Here is a 16,000-nt window from a genome sequence, read left to right as displayed (position 1 = left end):
TCAGATCTGGTCGATCACGCAGAGTTTCTGCGAGCGGTCCGAAACTCGAGGTCCTTAATCGCCTCCCAATTCGCGGTGGTTAAAAGCGATGAGAACGTCGGTGACGTCAACCCGCTTTACGCTCGAGCCCCTTCACGAGTCCTCCGACAAACGACTTCACATCGATCTCATCCAGCCTGAGCTTTTCGACATCCTCCGGTTCTTCCCGGACGGGCGGTAAATGTCCTCGGCACATGTGACTTCGGTGCCGGTTGCAATACTCGCTGAACTCCGCGACGAGGTGATCCAGATGTCACTTGCCAAAGACGATGAACTTGGACAGGCACTCTGATTTGATTGTGCCAACAAACTTCGCGCAGCGTCCGTTCAAATTCGGGCTTCGCTTGGGAAGTCTGTTGGTTCGAAGACCGTGAGCCTTGAGGGTGTCTGTGAATTCCTGGCTGAACTTGATGTCAGGGTCGTGCATCACGATGTCCGGCTTGTGTTCCCGGCCAGCGGTTTCGTCAACGAACTTCCGGGTCTGCTCGCAGACCCAGGCAGACGTTGGGTGTTCCGTGGAATTCGATACGATCACTTCCCGAGTCGAAACGCACAGCCGAACCAGCACATACATGTCCTGGAGGCCGCGTCTGGCCACGGTCTTCACGCTGAAGAAGTCGGTCGCCCACAATATCTCTTTGTGGCGTTCCAGGAAATTGGACCAGGAGTCGCTGGTTCGATCCGGTCCAGGCTGAATCCCTTCCTCTTTCAAGATGTTCCGGACGGTTTGTCGACTCATCTTCTTGATCCCCAGCTTCCGAAGTTCTCCCAGGATGCGGGAATATCCAAACCCGGTCACCGTCGCGATCTGGATGGCTAACTCTCGGATCTCTCTGGGTTTCCTCTGGCCTCCTTTGGGGTTTTGCTTTCGTTTTGGAACATCCTCTTCCCGCAGCCAGCGGTAGAACGTTGAAGGAGACACGATCGTCAGCAGTTCCTCCACTGCTCTTCCGAGTGCTTTGCCAAACTTGATCAGTCGTTCTCGCCCGGCAGGCTTCGTGTGGATCTGGCGTGTGCCTGACGTACCGTTCTTGGATTCAGGATGAATCCAGGGGCGGGACACTTTGTTGGCAATGTTCGTTTGAACCGTGGCCGTCTGGTCGGCCACTTGTACCTAGGGAGTACGTTGATGGAATCGCGTGATTCAATCGGCCAGAGAACTCTCCCGACAACGCGGGGCACAGGCGACACCTCATAGCCGTGGTCGTCCCGCCAGGTAGAGTCCGCGTATGGCTACTCACAGGAATCGATGAACACCTTCGGGAAACATACCCCTCATTCCCGCCAATACTGAGGTCGTCCAGGGTTTGTGGCCTGGACTAGGGAATGGCTCGGACGGCTGGAAGCCATGGTCAGAGGCGACCAGCCCCAATGATCGGATGGATCATGAGATTCGCAGGAACAACCAGTGACTCCGCGATGTTCCGAGGGAGCAGCAGTCCGCTGACGGGTGTCCGTGCATCGAAGCCTAAGCGTGGATGTTTGAGTGTCAACAAGGGAACCAGGGAAGCTCGTTCGTATAGGGTGGTCACGCAGTCAGGCCGATCTGCATCGGCTCAGACTCCACCGATGAAGCGGACGAGTGGCGGAGTCGCCGTAGTAGTCCGAGGCCGGGAAAGCCGGCCACTTGGCGAAGGGCGACAGGATGTTTCGTTCTGGACTGCGGAAAGGTTCAGCCATCGGGAGGGTTCCCGATGAACGTGGAAGTGGTCCAGAAGAGACTGTGGGAACAGTCGCAGCAACACCGGGAGCACAAGGACTCGGATTCTCCACTCTTTCCCGTCGATCGTTATGCCGGGCGGGTACGGAATCTGATGGACTTGATGCATCAGCCGCAATGGATTGCGGCGGCGTGCGACCGGGTCCTGAGACGTTCCCGAGGGAAAGCAGCAGGCGTAGATCGAGTGACACCGGCAGATTTCGAAAGAAGACGCCGGTATCACCTCGAGCAACTGCGCCTGGAACTCAAGCGTGGAACGTATCAGCCGCGTCCTCTCAGACGGGTGATGATTCCCAAGGCCAATGGCAAACTGCGAGGCTTGGGCATTCCCTGTCTGCGGGATAAGATCGTTCAGGAAGCCATTCGCATGGCCCTGGAGCCGATCTTCGAGGCGGAATTCCATGACAGTTCGTATGGGTTTCGGCCTCATCGAAGTACGCAGCATGCCATCAATCGCTGCCAGCAAACCCTGTTGACAGGGTTCACCTGGGTGATTGAGGGGGATGTTCAGGCGTGCTTCGATGAAATCTCGCACAAAGCCATTTTGGGCTGCCTGCGAGAAAAGGTGATGGACAACCGCTTCCTGGCTCTCATTCAGCACATTCTTAAAGCTGGCGTGGAAGTTGAAGGGGTTGTGCAGCCAACCGAGAAGGGTGTGCCGCAAGGCGGGGTCGTCTCACCATTACTGGCCAATGTGGTCTTGAACAAGCTGGACTGGTTCCTGCATGAACAAGGTCGCTACGGCAAGGCCGGTGATGACGCTGCCCGCTGGCAACGTCCCAATGTTCGATTCGTGCGTTATGCGGACGACTGGTGCGTGTTCATCACGCGGAGTTCCAAACGCTATGCGCAGAGACTGCGTGAGCGCATCCGACTATTACTAACCCGCGAATGCGGTGTCCAGTTGTCGGAGGAAAAGACCCGCATCACCCACGTTCGCGACGGATTCGAATTTCTCGGTTTTCACCTGGCTCTGGGAGTTGGGCAAAGCGGCAAACTGGTGCCCAAGGTCAATGTTCCCCGGACAGCGGTGACGCGTGTCGTGCAAAGGCTGAATGAAGCTATGCGCTATCGACCGATGCAGGAAAGTGGTGCGGCCCGCATTATTCGCGGGTCGACCATCATCCGTGGCTGGTCCAACTATTTTCGCATTGCCCATGATTTCAATCGGGCAGCGAACACGGTGGACTACTACGCATTCTGGATTGCGACGAAAGCGCTGTGCCGAAAGTTTGACCTGAGTACGCCGCGGTGCCTGGGCAAGTATGGAACCGGAGCTGGCATCGGCATAAGTAAAAGCTGCATGCTGTTGCGGGCACAGGAGACGAAGATGACCTATCACCTTCGCGCCCCCGAACCCTACCAGCCTGGCACAGGCTGCTATCTGGAGGATCTGGACTGGGAAGCGGACATTCCCTTGCTGGAAGGTCGGCGACCCGGACGCCTGGACACCAAAGTGTTCGCACTCTTCCGCGATGGATCCCGTTGCAGAACGTGCGGCACGACCGTGACGTACGAAGACTCAGAAGCCGATCACATCGAACCCGTTCACTGCTTTGCCAGCTTTGAGCAGGCCAACCGTTTGACGAACATCCAGATCCTATGTCAGGAATGTCATCAGGCCAAGACTGCCCAAGACCGTTGAGAGACGTCTGGAAAGCCGGATGCCTGGAAACTCGCACGTCCGGTTTGGGGTTGGGGCCGGGGTGAAATCCCCCGGCCTACACCACCAGGAACTCCCGCCCTGAGAATCTTGTTCTCTTCCTTCATGAACTGGATGTACTTCGCGAGTTCCCGGTCCGTGGCGGAGGCAATCCTTCGCAGAATGCTGCGGCAAGCGCCCGAGTACAGGTTGACCGTGTAGGGGGCAAACCACTTTAGGGCAGCGGAGCGAAAGTTGTCCACAAATGCGTTGCCGATCTCGCAAGTATCGGCTGAGTCCGTCAGCTGCTCTCAGAGTTTGAGGGCTGACTGATCGGCCACGACAGTCGTTTGTCGGCGTTCCTCGACGGCCCATCTGTTCAAATTTCTGCGCGACGCTGTGCTGCGATTGGGAGCAATCCCGGCCATCGATCTGCGGGAAATCGACGACGGCAGCATCGTGAAAGTCGCCGGCAAGATCCTGCTGCGGCAGCGTCCGGGTACCGCCAAAGGGATCACGTTCATGAACATGGAAGACGAGGCCGTGCAGGTGAATCTGGTCGTATGGCACAGCACCTGGGAGTAATTCTGCCGCGTGGCGCGGCACTCAGCAGCGCTGCTGATCACCGGCAAGGTGCAGAAAGCCGAAAGGGTGATCCACGTCATCGTCTTCCGCATGCGTGATCTGACCGAACGGATCACCAGAATTCCAAACTGACTCAGGGACTTTCGCTGAAATTGCAGCGGCTTGAGAGCGGCATTTTTCAGAGGATAAATTATCACGTAGGTTTAAACACGATATTGCCACATTTGTCTTGCCGCAAATGTCTTGCGGAATTTGGCGGATTGCGCCATGGAAATCCAGCGGAAATTCTTGCAGAACATTTCCGACATCGTTACGAGTTTCTATCAGACGGAAACATTCGAACACTTCATCTGGACAAAGCGGCGATTTGTTGGCCCCACACTCACTGCCCATCGATAAAGGCGAAGAATTCGTTAGAGAATTCTCACAAGTTCGCGAATTTCTGGCGTCTTACATTCATGCATTGCTGCCGAACGCCGCGGATGCGGAAGATGTTTTGCAGCGGTGCAGTATTCTGTTGTGGCAAAAATTCGACGAATATGATCGTAGCCGGAGCTTTCGTGGGTGGGCTTGTGGGGTTGCCTTCTATGAGGTTCGAAACTTTCTCCGTTCTGCCAGTCGAAAACATCTGCAGTTCAACTCTGAGTTGATGTCTCAGCTCGCAGATCAGCGAATTGCCGAAGTTGATGGTCGGGAAGGTTCTCTTCTGCATCTGCAGGCCTGCCTGAAGCTCATCAAAGCCAGTGATCGAGAATTGATCAAAAAAGCTTACGAGACCTCGCGAGGGCTAAAGGGAATGGCGGAAGTCAACGGAGTGAAATTGAAATCGCTCTATCATCAACTGTGGCGGATCAGAAAGGTTCTCGCTGAGTGTGTGCAGAAAAAACTGGCCATCGAAGGGAGTGAATGATGAAACCCAGTTCGCTGCTCCCTGAGGACTTTCACCTCCTGATTGGTCAGCTTCTTGACGGAGAGATCTCGCAGGCGGATCACCTCCGCTTGGAGGCCATTTTGTCGGGCGATTCGAAAGCTCGCTCTGTTTATCTGACGCAGATCGACAATCATCGGAATCTCCGGCGTCTGGAAAGTGGCCTGGAAGAAGAGGAGTTCTTCGTTCAGCTGGCGCGCCAATTGAATTCTTCGCCATGCAGTTCCGATTGGCGACTCAACTGGCGAATTGTCGGCATGTCGTCAGTCTCTCTTCTGATCTTGGGATTCATTCTTTTCTCCCTCTTCTCGATGACGTCTCCACCTGAGGGGTATCAGCCAGCCACGAACCTTGCTCAGCAAGAGACCGGTATTGATGGGGCCGTTCTGATTGCGGCACATGATCGCGGGGTGGTGCTTCTGCAGGAAGCGGGAGCGATTTTTTATCAGGACTTAACTCCCAAGGTCGGGTCACAGTTGGAACTCGATCACAAATATGTCCTTCAGCAAGGCCATTTGGAACTCCTGTTTCCTCGCGGGGCAAAAGCCATTCTTTCCGCACCGTCAGTATTTCGTATTAATACTGTTGAGCAGATCCTGGTTTCTTATGGAAGCTGTTCGGTGCATGCTCCGGACGGAAGTGAAGGATTTGAAGTTTTGACCCCTAGTTCTCAGTTAATTGATCGCGGAACACGATTTGTGGTGAAAGTTGACGAACTGGGAGGGGATGAAGTCCATGTGATCGAGGGATTGGTCGATGCAATCGGGCTTTCAGAAAATGGCCTATCCACTCTGAAGGCAGGCAATGCCCGTCGTGTTCGACGTGATGGAGAGTACAAGCAACAACCAATTCCATTTTCGGAGCCGGTCTATACGCGATTCCTTCCAGATCGTCTGATTGACTTTCAAGGTCAAGAAAATGATGCGGGAGAGATTGAGCGCCTGGAAAGCGTCAAGGTGATGCGTGCAGGAAAGGCGATTCAGTATTCATTCGCCGAATTGATCGGGGGGGATGTCACGACCTTCTGTGCGGGGCCGGGACGGGGCGGAATTTATCTGATTCACCCCAAGGGGGACACTAGAGAGAGAAGAGATCTTCTTGCTCATAATAGCAGTCTCCAGTCCGGCGTCGTCAATCCGGGGGGAGCAGCTGAGCCGACGACATCGGTGGTGATGACTCCTGAGAACACCGATGTTCCTCAGCAGTGGACCCCAGGCATGACCGTGACATTTCGTCGTCCGATCATCAACAATCCGGGCCCAGATATTCTTTTCTTTGAGGCTCAACTCCTCGTCGATCCGGTTGAAGGAGACAAATTTCATGTCAGGCCCCTTGAGCTGAAATCGGGGTATCGCCCCATCACGGTCACCTCGTATCAATTGGGAATGCTTTCTCCTGAGTCGAAGCTGCTCGCGCCTTTTGTGTTTCAAGAGTCGCGGCAATCGGCGTTACGCCTGGAAAATCTTCACGACTTTCCCATGAAACCAAGAGAGACTGTTCTGGATTACAAAGTCATTGCCACTGGGATTGATCTTTCCGAAATGGGAGTCCCCGAAGGCGATTCGATTGAATCGATCTTTATTCAAGATGCCATGGACGACAACAGCTTGGTCGATCCGGTCATGATTGTCGGTCTGCCCCCCTTCGCACCGGCCAGCGAAGAATAATCAATTTACACCCCGACTGATTTTGATACCTGAATGAATTGCTGCCAGACAGCGCTATCATCGATTTGGTTTTAGTACTCGTGTTTTGTCACGACACATCGATCGTGACTATTTGCAGAACTGTGCTCGTTGATTTTATTTTACCTTTCAAACAGGAGCATGAGATGGATCGTTCCGTTCATCGGGGTTTCACATTGATTGAGCTGCTCGTTGTCATCGCGATCATTGGAGTTCTAGTGTCATTGCTGTTGCCGGCAGTGCAACAGGCACGAGAAGCGGCCAGACGCAGCCAGTGCAAAAACAATTTGAAGCAACTCGGCATCGCGATGCACAATTATCACGAAGTCCATAATGCCTTTCCGTTTGCCACCATCAGTGACTGGAGCCAACACAAACCGAAAAGCGGCCCTCCTGGTGCAAGTGGATTTGCCGGTTCAAATGTGGATGGCCGTGCCCAATGGAACTGGACGGCATATCTTCTCCCGTTTCTGGACCAGTCTGCTGCCTATAACGTGCTGAACGTTTCCGGAAGAATTGCTGTCGATGCTCTCAGTGACACCGGAGATGCGAGAACTGCATTTCAGACATCGATCTCAGGCTTTCGCTGCCCAAGCGACACAGGACCAAAATTAAACGAAAATCGTGTTCCCGCCACAAGAGTCGCGGGCGAATTAGTGCCAGTCGCAACATCGAATTATCCTGGTGTGAACTGGCAGCAAGACGCCGGTAGTAATATTTCGCCGTTCGGCAGCGTTGAAGAATCAAACGGGATGTTTCGGCCCGATCACCCCACGCGAATTCGGGACATGACTGACGGAGTTTCATCGACATTTATGATTGGAGAGCGTACCTACGAATATTATGGTTCGACTGGGACCAAATACCCAGCGAATGCCGCAAATACCTTTGTATCAAGAAGCAAGGGGACGATGGTGACGACTTGCAACAATTGTGCTTATACCGATGGATTGGGGGTCGGGAGCATCGCCCACATTCCCAACAGGCTGATTGCTGCAGCTTCTGCCAGTGCTTCACAGTCCGGATTCTCGTCACAGCATGTCGGAGGAGTTCACTTTCTGTTTGCTGACGGATCGGTGCAGTTCATCAGCAACTATGTGAATGGATTAACGTACAACAGCCTGTGCAACATCTCTCAGGGCATCTTGCCAGGGCCATATTGATGCGATTGTCAATCTGGAAATGTGAAGCAGCAGAACCGTGAATAATGAATTGTGGTAAGTCGTCATCGTTTCCAGATCTGATGTTCGATTTGAATACAAAAATCGCAGTTGACAATTTTAGAGCAAGGCTGACAGGTGTGGTTCAACGAATTCGAGTGCGACGTGGAATTATCTCATTTTCAAGCAGGACAATACTGCTGGCGGGAATCCTGATTCTTGGCTGCTCCTCGAGGGATCACTTTGATCGAGTTGCGATCGGTGGAAAGGTGACAATAGAAGGAAATCCTATCTCGCACGGATCAATTACAATGACTCCGCCAATGGAGGCTGGGAGCACTCGACCGGGGGTGGAAGCGACCATCCAGGACGGGAAATACGAGATCGAGCGGGCCCTCGGGCCAATGTCGGGGGAACATCTTGTAATCGTCACCATTTACTCAATTGAGTTCGCCGATCGATCCGCAAATGAAGGTGGTGAACCGCCAGTCAAGGGAACCTATTTTGTGAAAGTAGTCGTTCCGGAAGGTGGCTCAGACATGCTGGACATCAATGTCTTAAAAACTGCCACAAAAATTCCTCTGTAAGGTGGAATCACTCTCCGTGAGGAGGCAAGAGGCCAATTTCGGGCTCCCTGTGCGCGCTGAGTTCAGTCGGAACACTTCAGATTTACAGTGAGAGGATTTTGTGATGAATCAAAAAAGTTGTTGCTGGATGACACGGCTGCAAGCGTTCAGTCTGGCCATGGTGCTTTTTGCTGACATGGCTGCGTTCTCAATTCTTTCTTCCGATCCTTCTTCGGAGTTGTTAGCGGTTCCCCCCTCGACTGCAGAACCAGAGTATGACGTGGTGATCTACGGAGGGACCTCAGCAGGAGTCAGTGCGGCAATTCAAGCCCGCCGCATGGGAAAAAGCGTAATTCTGATCGAGCCTGGAAAACATCTGGGAGGCCTCACCGTGAGCGGCCTGGGACAAACCGACTCAGGCAAGAAAGTGGCCATCGGGGGGGTCTCCCGAGAATTCTATCAGCGGGTGCGACGGTATTATGGGCAGTCTTCTGTCTGGAAGCAGGAGCAGCAGGAGGACAATTCATCGTACCGCAATAGTAGTGACGGCATGTGGACATTTGAGCCACATGTTGCGGAGGAGGTGTTCCTTGTATGGCTTCGCGAAGAGCGGATTCCATATCTGCTCGGAGAGGGACTCAATCGAAAATCCGGGGTAGAAAAGAAGGACCGTCGGATTGTCAGTATCGAGATGAAATCAGGAAAGAAGTTTTTCGGACACCGATTTATCGATGCCACTTATGAAGGAGATCTGCTGGCGGCCGCGGGAGTCAGCTACTATGTCGGACGTGAAGCAAATGCCGTCTATGATGAGACCCTGAGTGGGGTACAAGTCGGTAGAGCAAAGGCCCATCAATTTACAAAGCCGGTGGATCCATATGTTGTTCCAGGCGATACGAAAAGCGGATTGCTACCGGGAATTCTGGCAACTGCCCCCGGTCCGGATGGTTCCGCGGATGCCCTGATTCAGGCTTACAATTACCGGATCTGCATGACCGATGCGCCAGAGAACCGAGTGCCGTTTTCAAAGCCCGAGAATTACGATCCACTGCAGCACGAATTGTTATTGAGAAACTTTGAGGCGGGTGATCTGCGGCTTCCCTTGAGCATCGGGATGATGCCCAATCGAAAGACGGATTTAAACAACAACTGCGCGGTCTCCACGGACTGGATCGGGATGAACCATGCCTATGCGGATGCCGACGACGAGACACGCGAACAGATCTTGCAGCAGCATCGTGACTATGTTCAGGGCTTTCTCTGGACGTTGGCATATCACCCCAGAGTGCCTGCTCAGATTCGTGAGAAAGCGTCTGTCTGGGGATATGCGAAAGATGAATTTACGGAAACAGGCCATTTTCCGTTCTGGTGCTATATCCGCGAAGCACGCCGCATGATTGGTATGTACGTTCATACCGAGCATGATTGCCGTCGGACACGAATCTGCGAGGACAGTGTCGGCCTGGGGTCTTACACAATGGACTCCCACAATTGCCAGCGTTATGTGGATGAGAAAGGAAATGTTCGCAATGAAGGGGATGTCCAGGTCAGTCCGAAAGGGTGTTATGCCATTTCCGCCCGCTCTCTTCTTCCGAAACCGGAAGAGTGTGAGAACCTTGCGGTTCCGGTCTGCCTGTCAGCTTCGCACATTGCCTTCGGCTCCATTCGCATGGAACCGGTCTTCATGATTCTCGGCCAGTCCGCTGCAACGATGTGCTGTCAATCTCTTGACGGAGACAGGCCGTTGCATCAGGTCCCTTATCAGGAACTGCGCCGGCAACTTTTGGCAGACAATCAAGTTCTCGATCTGGACAGCGCCGAATCTGGCCTGGTGATTCGCCATGCACAACACCTTCCCGGAATCGTTGTTGACGACACAGATGCTCAAAAAGTTGGTGACTGGAAGAAAAGCAGCTCAAATGCGGGGTTCATCGGCGATGGCTATGTTCACGATGGTCGCTTTGGACTGGGCAAGAGATCGGTGCTCTATCGGCTGACAGTTCCCAAGTCTGGTGACTACGTTTTGCGGATGTCTTATGTGACGGATAGTAATCGCGCCACCAATGCTCTTGTCACCTGGACGATTCAGGGCAAAGAGAATCACACCCGCGTGAATCAACGGGACGGATCCCGTCTTGAGGGCGGGTTCTTTCCACTCGGGAACATTCACTGCCAGGCGGGTGATGTGGTCACCGTCAGGATCAGCAATCACGACGCAGACGGTTATGTCGTGGCTGACGCTGTCCAGCTTCTGCCGAAAGAATAAAAGGCACCGAACAGCGTAGTGCCGAATCCCTGTATGACTCCATCCCCCGCAAGTCCTGCCCGAAAAATGGCACGTTTGAGAGTTATTTCGGAGAGGATGCTGATCGGCATGCGATGGTGAACTCGTCGATGAAGGATTCTCTGCATGCATTGGTGATATGCAGGGCGAAACAGTGAAATTTCAGCAATGACTTTTTGATTTCAATTCAAAGGAGATCTGATGTTACCGCTTTCGAATCGTCGTGAATTTCTGTCTGCCGGCGCTGCGCTGGGAACAGCCTGGTGGGTGGGAAATCAAGTCTCGCGTGCCGAAGAAAAATCTCCTAACAGCAAGGTCAGCTATGCATGTATTGGTGTTGGCGGCAAAGGGAACAGCGATTCGGCGGATGCAGCCAATCTCGGTGCCATTGTGGCCATTTGTGACGTCGATGCTCGAACGCTGGAGAAGAAATCCAAGCAAGCCGGATTTGAGAATGCTGAGAAATTTTCAGACTTTCGCGAAATGCTTGATCAATTGGGGGACAAGATCGACGCAGTCACCGTTTCAACGCCTGACCACATGCATGCCCCCGCGGCTGCTCAGGCGATGAAAATGAAAAAGGCGGTCTACTGCCAAAAACCGCTGACGCACACTGTCTGGGAAGCCCGCCGTCTCTCAGAGATTGCGAAAGAAACCGGCGTCGCCACGCAAATGGGGAATCAGGGGACAGCGAATAGCGCTTTACGCCATGCTGCTGTCTTGTTGAAACAGGGAATTCTCGGCAAAGTCAAAGAAGTTCATGTTGTCACCAATCGTCCTTCCTGGCCCCAGGGAGCTGCTCGACCGGCACCAGCCAAGATTCCTCCACACCTCAGTTGGGATCTCTGGCTGGGAGCGGCCCCGCTTCGTCCCTATGCGAATGGATATCATGCCTTTTCCTGGCGCGGTTATTGGGACTTTGGAACCGGTGCACTGGGAGATATGGCCTGCCATACGTTTAACATGCCGTTTGCAGGATTGAACCTCTCCAATCCAAAGTCGATTCGAGCAACCTGTACCGGACACAACGGCGACTCTTATCCTCAAAAATCAGTGATTGAATTCGAGTTTGCGAATCCGTCAGCAGAAGGATCCCTCCCAGTCTGGTGGTACGATGGAGGGAATATGCCACCCGAATTACTTCAGTCGGGAATCAAGGTCGATAACCAGAACGGGAAAATGCGGGGTTCCGTTCTGGTTGGCGAAGACTTAACGATGTTTGCCCTGGGTGACTACTCCGAGCAGGTTAAACTGTTCGACAAAGAGGGTAAAGAAGTTCCACTGCCCAAAGTCGATTATGAGAAATCTCCCGGACATTTTGCAGAATTTCATCAGGCAATCCTCGGCGAGCGCTCACAGGCAATGTCGAACTTCGCGGAGTATGCAGGTCCGCTGACGGAAACCATTTTGTTGGGCAATCTGGCGATCTTCGATGCTGCGACAGGAGAAGGCCGCCGGATTGAATGGGATGCCCAGACCATGACCACTCCGAATGCCCCTGAGCTGCAGTCCATCGTGAATAAGGACTATCGCGACGACTGGAAAAAATACCTGATCTGACCCCGTGGTCAATTCTTTGGAGATTTCCGCCCCATGCCCTTCCGGCTGTGGCTGTTCTTTCGACCATGAAACAGGAGTCTGTTGTGTCGTTCCGGTTCTCTTTGAAAGCGTTTTTCTGTCTGATCGCAGCTCAGCTTTACTTCCCGCAAGCTGGAATTGGCATCGCTGAGGACAAGGTCATCCGGGTCGGACTGATCGGGACAGACACGTCTCATTCACAGGCGTTTACGAAATCACTCAACGCCAGCCCTGCAAAGCTGGGCATGGAAGGAGTGCGAGTGGTGGCAGCGTTTCCTGGTGGCAGTTCGGACATGCCGATCAGCATCAATTACGCCAAAAAGAACGCCGAGCAACTTTCGGAGTTTGGGGTTCAGGTGGCCGACAGCATCGGCAGCCTGCTCAATCAGGTGGATGTGGTGATCATTAACAGCATCGACGGTCGGATCCACCTCGAACAGGCGAAAGAGGTGATCCTCGCGGGAAGGCCGGTCTTCATCGACAAACCGTTGGCGGCTTCGCTCAGTGATGGAAAGGCGATCTTTGAACTTGCCAAACAGAAAAATGTCCCGTGCTTTTCGTCATCTTCATTGCGATATGCCACTCAGGTCGTTCAGTGGAAGGAGCAGGAAAAGATTTTTGGGTGCGATGCTTACAGCCCTTGTTCCACAGAACCCCACCATCCCACTTTGTTCTGGTATGGCATCCACGGAGTGGAGACTCTGTATGCGGTCATGGGACCGGGATGTGAATCTGTCACCAGTACCCATACCGATGAGCAGGATGTCGTCGTTGGCCGGTGGAAAGACGGGAGGATCGGGACCTTTCGCGGAACGAGGCTTCCCAAAAACAAAGGGGGATTCGGCTGCATGGTATACGGAAGTGACAAATTCATCGGCGGTCCTGTCGGCGTCAATTACGACCTACTGCTAATCGAAATCGTCAAGTTCTTCAAAACCGGTATTTCACCGGTCCCGCCGGAAGAGACTTTGGAAATCCTCGCCTTCATGGAGGCGGCCGATCAGAGCCATGAAAACGGCGGATGTTCCGTGAAATTAGAGACGCTTCCCCGCTGAGAATCCTCAGAAATGGCTTGTGAGAAATCTGAATACCTTCTCACCGGAACCTCCCGGCGAACAGCTTCCGCCCAACCAGAACCGGGGATCGAAGACAGAGATGATCTTTCCTGAAATGAAAACCATACCGGTTCAATTTGGACGTATCGCGATTATCTTAAGCCTCTTCTGCTGCGGTACTTCAGCATCGAGATCACTGATGGCGGATGACCGGAATGAAGTCCTCTCCCCGATGACGGCTGCCGCGGTGAAACACTGCCGTCAACTGATTCGCGATCGGCAATTGGAAGATGGGCCATTCCGGATGACCGCTGGCGGTCAGGAAGTCTGGCTGGAGCAGTATTTTTCGCTGGAAGCGGTCCTTGCATTACTGGCTGTCGCTCCCGATTCTCAAGACGATGACCCCAGGAGAGTTGAAAAGTATCTTATCTGGTACGCGGAACACATCGAAGAACCGCAGGGAATAGCGTTCAACTACAGGGGCAATCTTGTAAGCTTCGGGAAGATTTCCCGGAAAGGGGATGATTACGACTCCATTGATTCATATGCGGGGTTGTATCTGCTGGCAGCCGCGCGGACATTTGCCCGATCCGAAACGAATTCCCCGGTCATTCAACAGGGCGCCATCCGATCCCTGCAGGCCTTGAATGACGTCATCGGCAGAAAACAGGAGCTTCTCCGTCGAACCGGCGCGGTCCACCTGTCGCCCCAGGCGGAACGCAATGGCTTGCCGATTGCGAGGGACGATTATCCCATGCACTATCTCATGGATGCCTGCGAGGCTCATGCCGGGTTAAGAGAGTCAGTCGGCTACTTTGACGCAATCGGCCTGAAAGAAGAGGCGGTGCAGGCCCAAAAACTTGCGGATGGCATCGCAGACTCGACCCCGCTGTTCCTTGCAGAAGGAAAGTTTGCGTTTGTCGTCGACAATCGAGGTCTGCCGCAGACAGGAACCGGAGCCTATCCCGATGGTTTAGCAAACCTGTATGCACTCGCGTACATTCCCAAACAGTATCCACAACTCTGGACGACTCTGATTGCCCAACACGCCCCTCTCAATGAGAATCGGACCGGCGGCCCGATCGAACGCTGGTTGATCGCAGCCAGGACAGCCGCGCCCGAAAGTATTGTCGAGTTCGAAGCAGAAACGGCACGCGAAGCATTGACGTTTGATCGCAAAACCCATCTGGACCGAATGGCGATCTGCGTGCTGGCGCTGATTGATGGTCAGGCCCGCTATCCAACGATTCCAGAACTCAGAGAATCTGGAACAGAGAAATGACTCTCTCTTTCCGTGCTGGCCCTCATTCAGCCTGTTGAAGCAGGCCAGACGTTCCGGTCTGGCCGAGAATCGTGTGATTTCCACTGACAGCGATTTCCTGTCATCTGACCCCTTGTTTCCAGTTTGATGAAATTGGAACTGCTGAGTTCACTTGCATGAAGATTTTCGTTCCACTGTCGATGCAGCATTGGGTACCAGTATTTCTATTGACCGTCACGTTTGGATGCTTCGGGGAAGCATCCAAGGATTTTTCATTCGGACGTCCCGCTGACGAAGTCGAACGTTTGGTCACGGAAAAAGAATCTTCCCCTGTGGCGGTTGCCCCTGCGACAGCTTCCTCCGTGACTCCTGGTACAGCGGATGATGAGGCAGTTGTCCGAGAACTCGAAGGGTTAGGCGTGACCCTGAAAAAGAATCCTGCCGGACAGGTGGTCGCCGCTGATTGCAAGTACGCCGCCGTCGGTGATGAGCAGGCCGCCTTGTTCACAAAGCTGCACTCATTGAAGGTTTTGAGCCTGGAAAATTCTTCCATCTCCAATGATGGATTGAAATTTGTAGAGCAGATGCGGAGTCTGCAAGAGCTGGGCTTGCGACGTTGCACGAATGTTGATGATGCGGGGCTGGCAGCACTGCAACTGATTCCAAACCTGGAGCGGCTTCATCTGCTGTACACGCGCACCAGCGATGAAGGGCTGAAACAGGTTTCCCAGCTCAAGAAACTGAAGCTGCTCGATCTTCGTGGTTGCATGCAGGTGACTGATGCGGGTCTGGCTCATCTGGAAGGTCTTACCGAACTGACGGACATCAAACTTCGTTCCTACTCAGTGACCGATCTGGGAATGAACTCATTGGCGAAATTGACGAATCTTCGCACGGTTTCCCTGGAAGATTGCAGCGTGGCCGATGACGGAATGGTCCCGCTTCTGACTTTGAAGAAGCTGCGTGTGCTTAATCTGATGAGAACAGCGGTGGGAGACGCTGGTCTCGCTCACTTCTCCGAGATGCCGCTGGTCACGTTGAACTTGCGGGATACCGCTGTGAGCGGTCCTGGACTCGATTCGCTGGCCGCCGCTCGGGAAACGCTCACAACGTTAGATCTGAGCGAACTACGCATCAACAATGCAGGCGTTGCTCACATTTCCAGCTTCAAGAATCTGCAAAATCTGGATTTGTGGAACGCGAGCATTGATCGCGACGGGATCGCTTTATTGACTCCGCTTGCGGGCCTGAAGTCACTGAATCTCGAAGGCTGCCGCGACGTGAATTCGGATGCCGCCAAAGAGTTGGTGAAATTGACAAAACTCGAATCGCTCAATTTGGCTGAAACCGGTGTTGACGATTCGGGACTGAAACAGCTGGGTGAATTGCAGAGGCTGAAAGAACTGGTGATCTTCCGGGCGGACGTCACCAGCGATGGAATTGATAATTTCCAGCAAGCAAACCCTCATTGTGCGATCAGGCAGTAACTCGATCGTC

Annotated in this window: 14 protein-coding genes; 12 read left to right on the top strand and 2 right to left on the bottom strand. The window is 53.4% G+C overall.

What is annotated here, in order from left to right; translation table 11 throughout:
- Window positions 1-106 precede the first annotated feature (106 nt).
- The gene (locus tag SH661x_RS14065) at window positions 107-235 is read right to left on the bottom strand and encodes a hypothetical protein (RefSeq protein ID WP_437222513.1); all 129 of its coding nucleotides are present in this window, start codon (window positions 233-235) and stop codon (window positions 107-109) included.
- 57 nt (window positions 236-292) lie between these two features.
- Window positions 293-1,147 carry a hypothetical protein gene (locus SH661x_RS14060; protein ID WP_437222511.1) on the bottom strand — a complete coding sequence of 285 codons (855 nt, stop codon included), beginning with the start codon at window positions 1,145-1,147 and terminating at the stop codon, window positions 293-295.
- A 586-nt stretch (window positions 1,148-1,733) separates the two neighbouring features.
- Between SH661x_RS14060 and ltrA the strand changes: the two genes are divergently transcribed.
- From ltrA to SH661x_RS14000, 12 genes are all read left to right on the top strand, one after another.
- A complete protein-coding gene (gene ltrA / locus SH661x_RS14055) occupies window positions 1,734-3,404 on the top strand; it encodes a group II intron reverse transcriptase/maturase (protein WP_437222508.1) in 1,671 nt (556 codons plus the stop codon).
- A gap of 396 nt (window positions 3,405-3,800) precedes the next feature.
- Window positions 3,801-3,986 carry a hypothetical protein gene (locus SH661x_RS14050; RefSeq protein WP_437222506.1) on the top strand — a complete coding sequence of 62 codons (186 nt, stop codon included), beginning with the start codon at window positions 3,801-3,803 and terminating at the stop codon, window positions 3,984-3,986.
- A 9-nt stretch (window positions 3,987-3,995) separates the two neighbouring features.
- Complete coding sequence (locus SH661x_RS14045; protein ID WP_437222504.1) at window positions 3,996-4,118, top strand: hypothetical protein; 123 nt, start codon at window positions 3,996-3,998, stop codon at window positions 4,116-4,118.
- Window positions 4,119-4,224: 106 nt separating this feature from the next.
- Window positions 4,225-4,896 (top strand): sigma factor, encoded by a 672-nt coding sequence (locus tag SH661x_RS14040; protein ID WP_437222501.1) that lies wholly within the window; start codon window positions 4,225-4,227, stop codon window positions 4,894-4,896.
- 431 nt (window positions 4,897-5,327) lie between these two features.
- Window positions 5,328-6,581 (top strand): hypothetical protein, encoded by a 1,254-nt coding sequence (locus tag SH661x_RS14035; protein ID WP_437222499.1) that lies wholly within the window; start codon window positions 5,328-5,330, stop codon window positions 6,579-6,581.
- Window positions 6,582-6,619: 38 nt separating this feature from the next.
- The gene (locus SH661x_RS14030; protein ID WP_437222497.1) at window positions 6,620-7,762 is read left to right on the top strand and encodes a DUF1559 family PulG-like putative transporter; all 1,143 of its coding nucleotides are present in this window, start codon (window positions 6,620-6,622) and stop codon (window positions 7,760-7,762) included.
- A 308-nt stretch (window positions 7,763-8,070) separates the two neighbouring features.
- Entirely contained in the window at window positions 8,071-8,346 is a 276-nt protein-coding gene (locus SH661x_RS14025; RefSeq protein WP_437222495.1) for a hypothetical protein, read from the top strand.
- Window positions 8,347-8,449: 103 nt separating this feature from the next.
- The gene (locus SH661x_RS14020) at window positions 8,450-10,591 is read left to right on the top strand and encodes an FAD-dependent oxidoreductase (RefSeq protein WP_437222493.1); all 2,142 of its coding nucleotides are present in this window, start codon (window positions 8,450-8,452) and stop codon (window positions 10,589-10,591) included.
- Window positions 10,592-10,810: 219 nt separating this feature from the next.
- Window positions 10,811-12,169, top strand: coding sequence for a Gfo/Idh/MocA family protein (locus SH661x_RS14015; protein ID WP_437222490.1), 1,359 nt, complete (start codon window positions 10,811-10,813; stop codon window positions 12,167-12,169).
- Between the two features lie 83 nt (window positions 12,170-12,252).
- Window positions 12,253-13,242, top strand: coding sequence for a Gfo/Idh/MocA family protein (locus SH661x_RS14010; protein WP_437222488.1), 990 nt, complete (start codon window positions 12,253-12,255; stop codon window positions 13,240-13,242).
- Between the two features lie 199 nt (window positions 13,243-13,441).
- The gene (locus SH661x_RS14005; protein ID WP_437222486.1) at window positions 13,442-14,524 is read left to right on the top strand and encodes a hypothetical protein; all 1,083 of its coding nucleotides are present in this window, start codon (window positions 13,442-13,444) and stop codon (window positions 14,522-14,524) included.
- 155 nt (window positions 14,525-14,679) lie between these two features.
- A complete protein-coding gene (locus tag SH661x_RS14000) occupies window positions 14,680-15,990 on the top strand; it encodes a leucine-rich repeat domain-containing protein (protein WP_437222484.1) in 1,311 nt (436 codons plus the stop codon).
- Window positions 15,991-16,000 lie beyond the last annotated feature (10 nt).

It is taken from the genome of Planctomicrobium stercoris, from assembly GCF_051465655.1.
In the GTDB taxonomy this organism is placed as follows: domain Bacteria; phylum Planctomycetota; class Planctomycetia; order Planctomycetales; family Planctomycetaceae; genus Planctomicrobium.
This window is presented reverse-complemented; position numbering and strand designations above follow the sequence as displayed.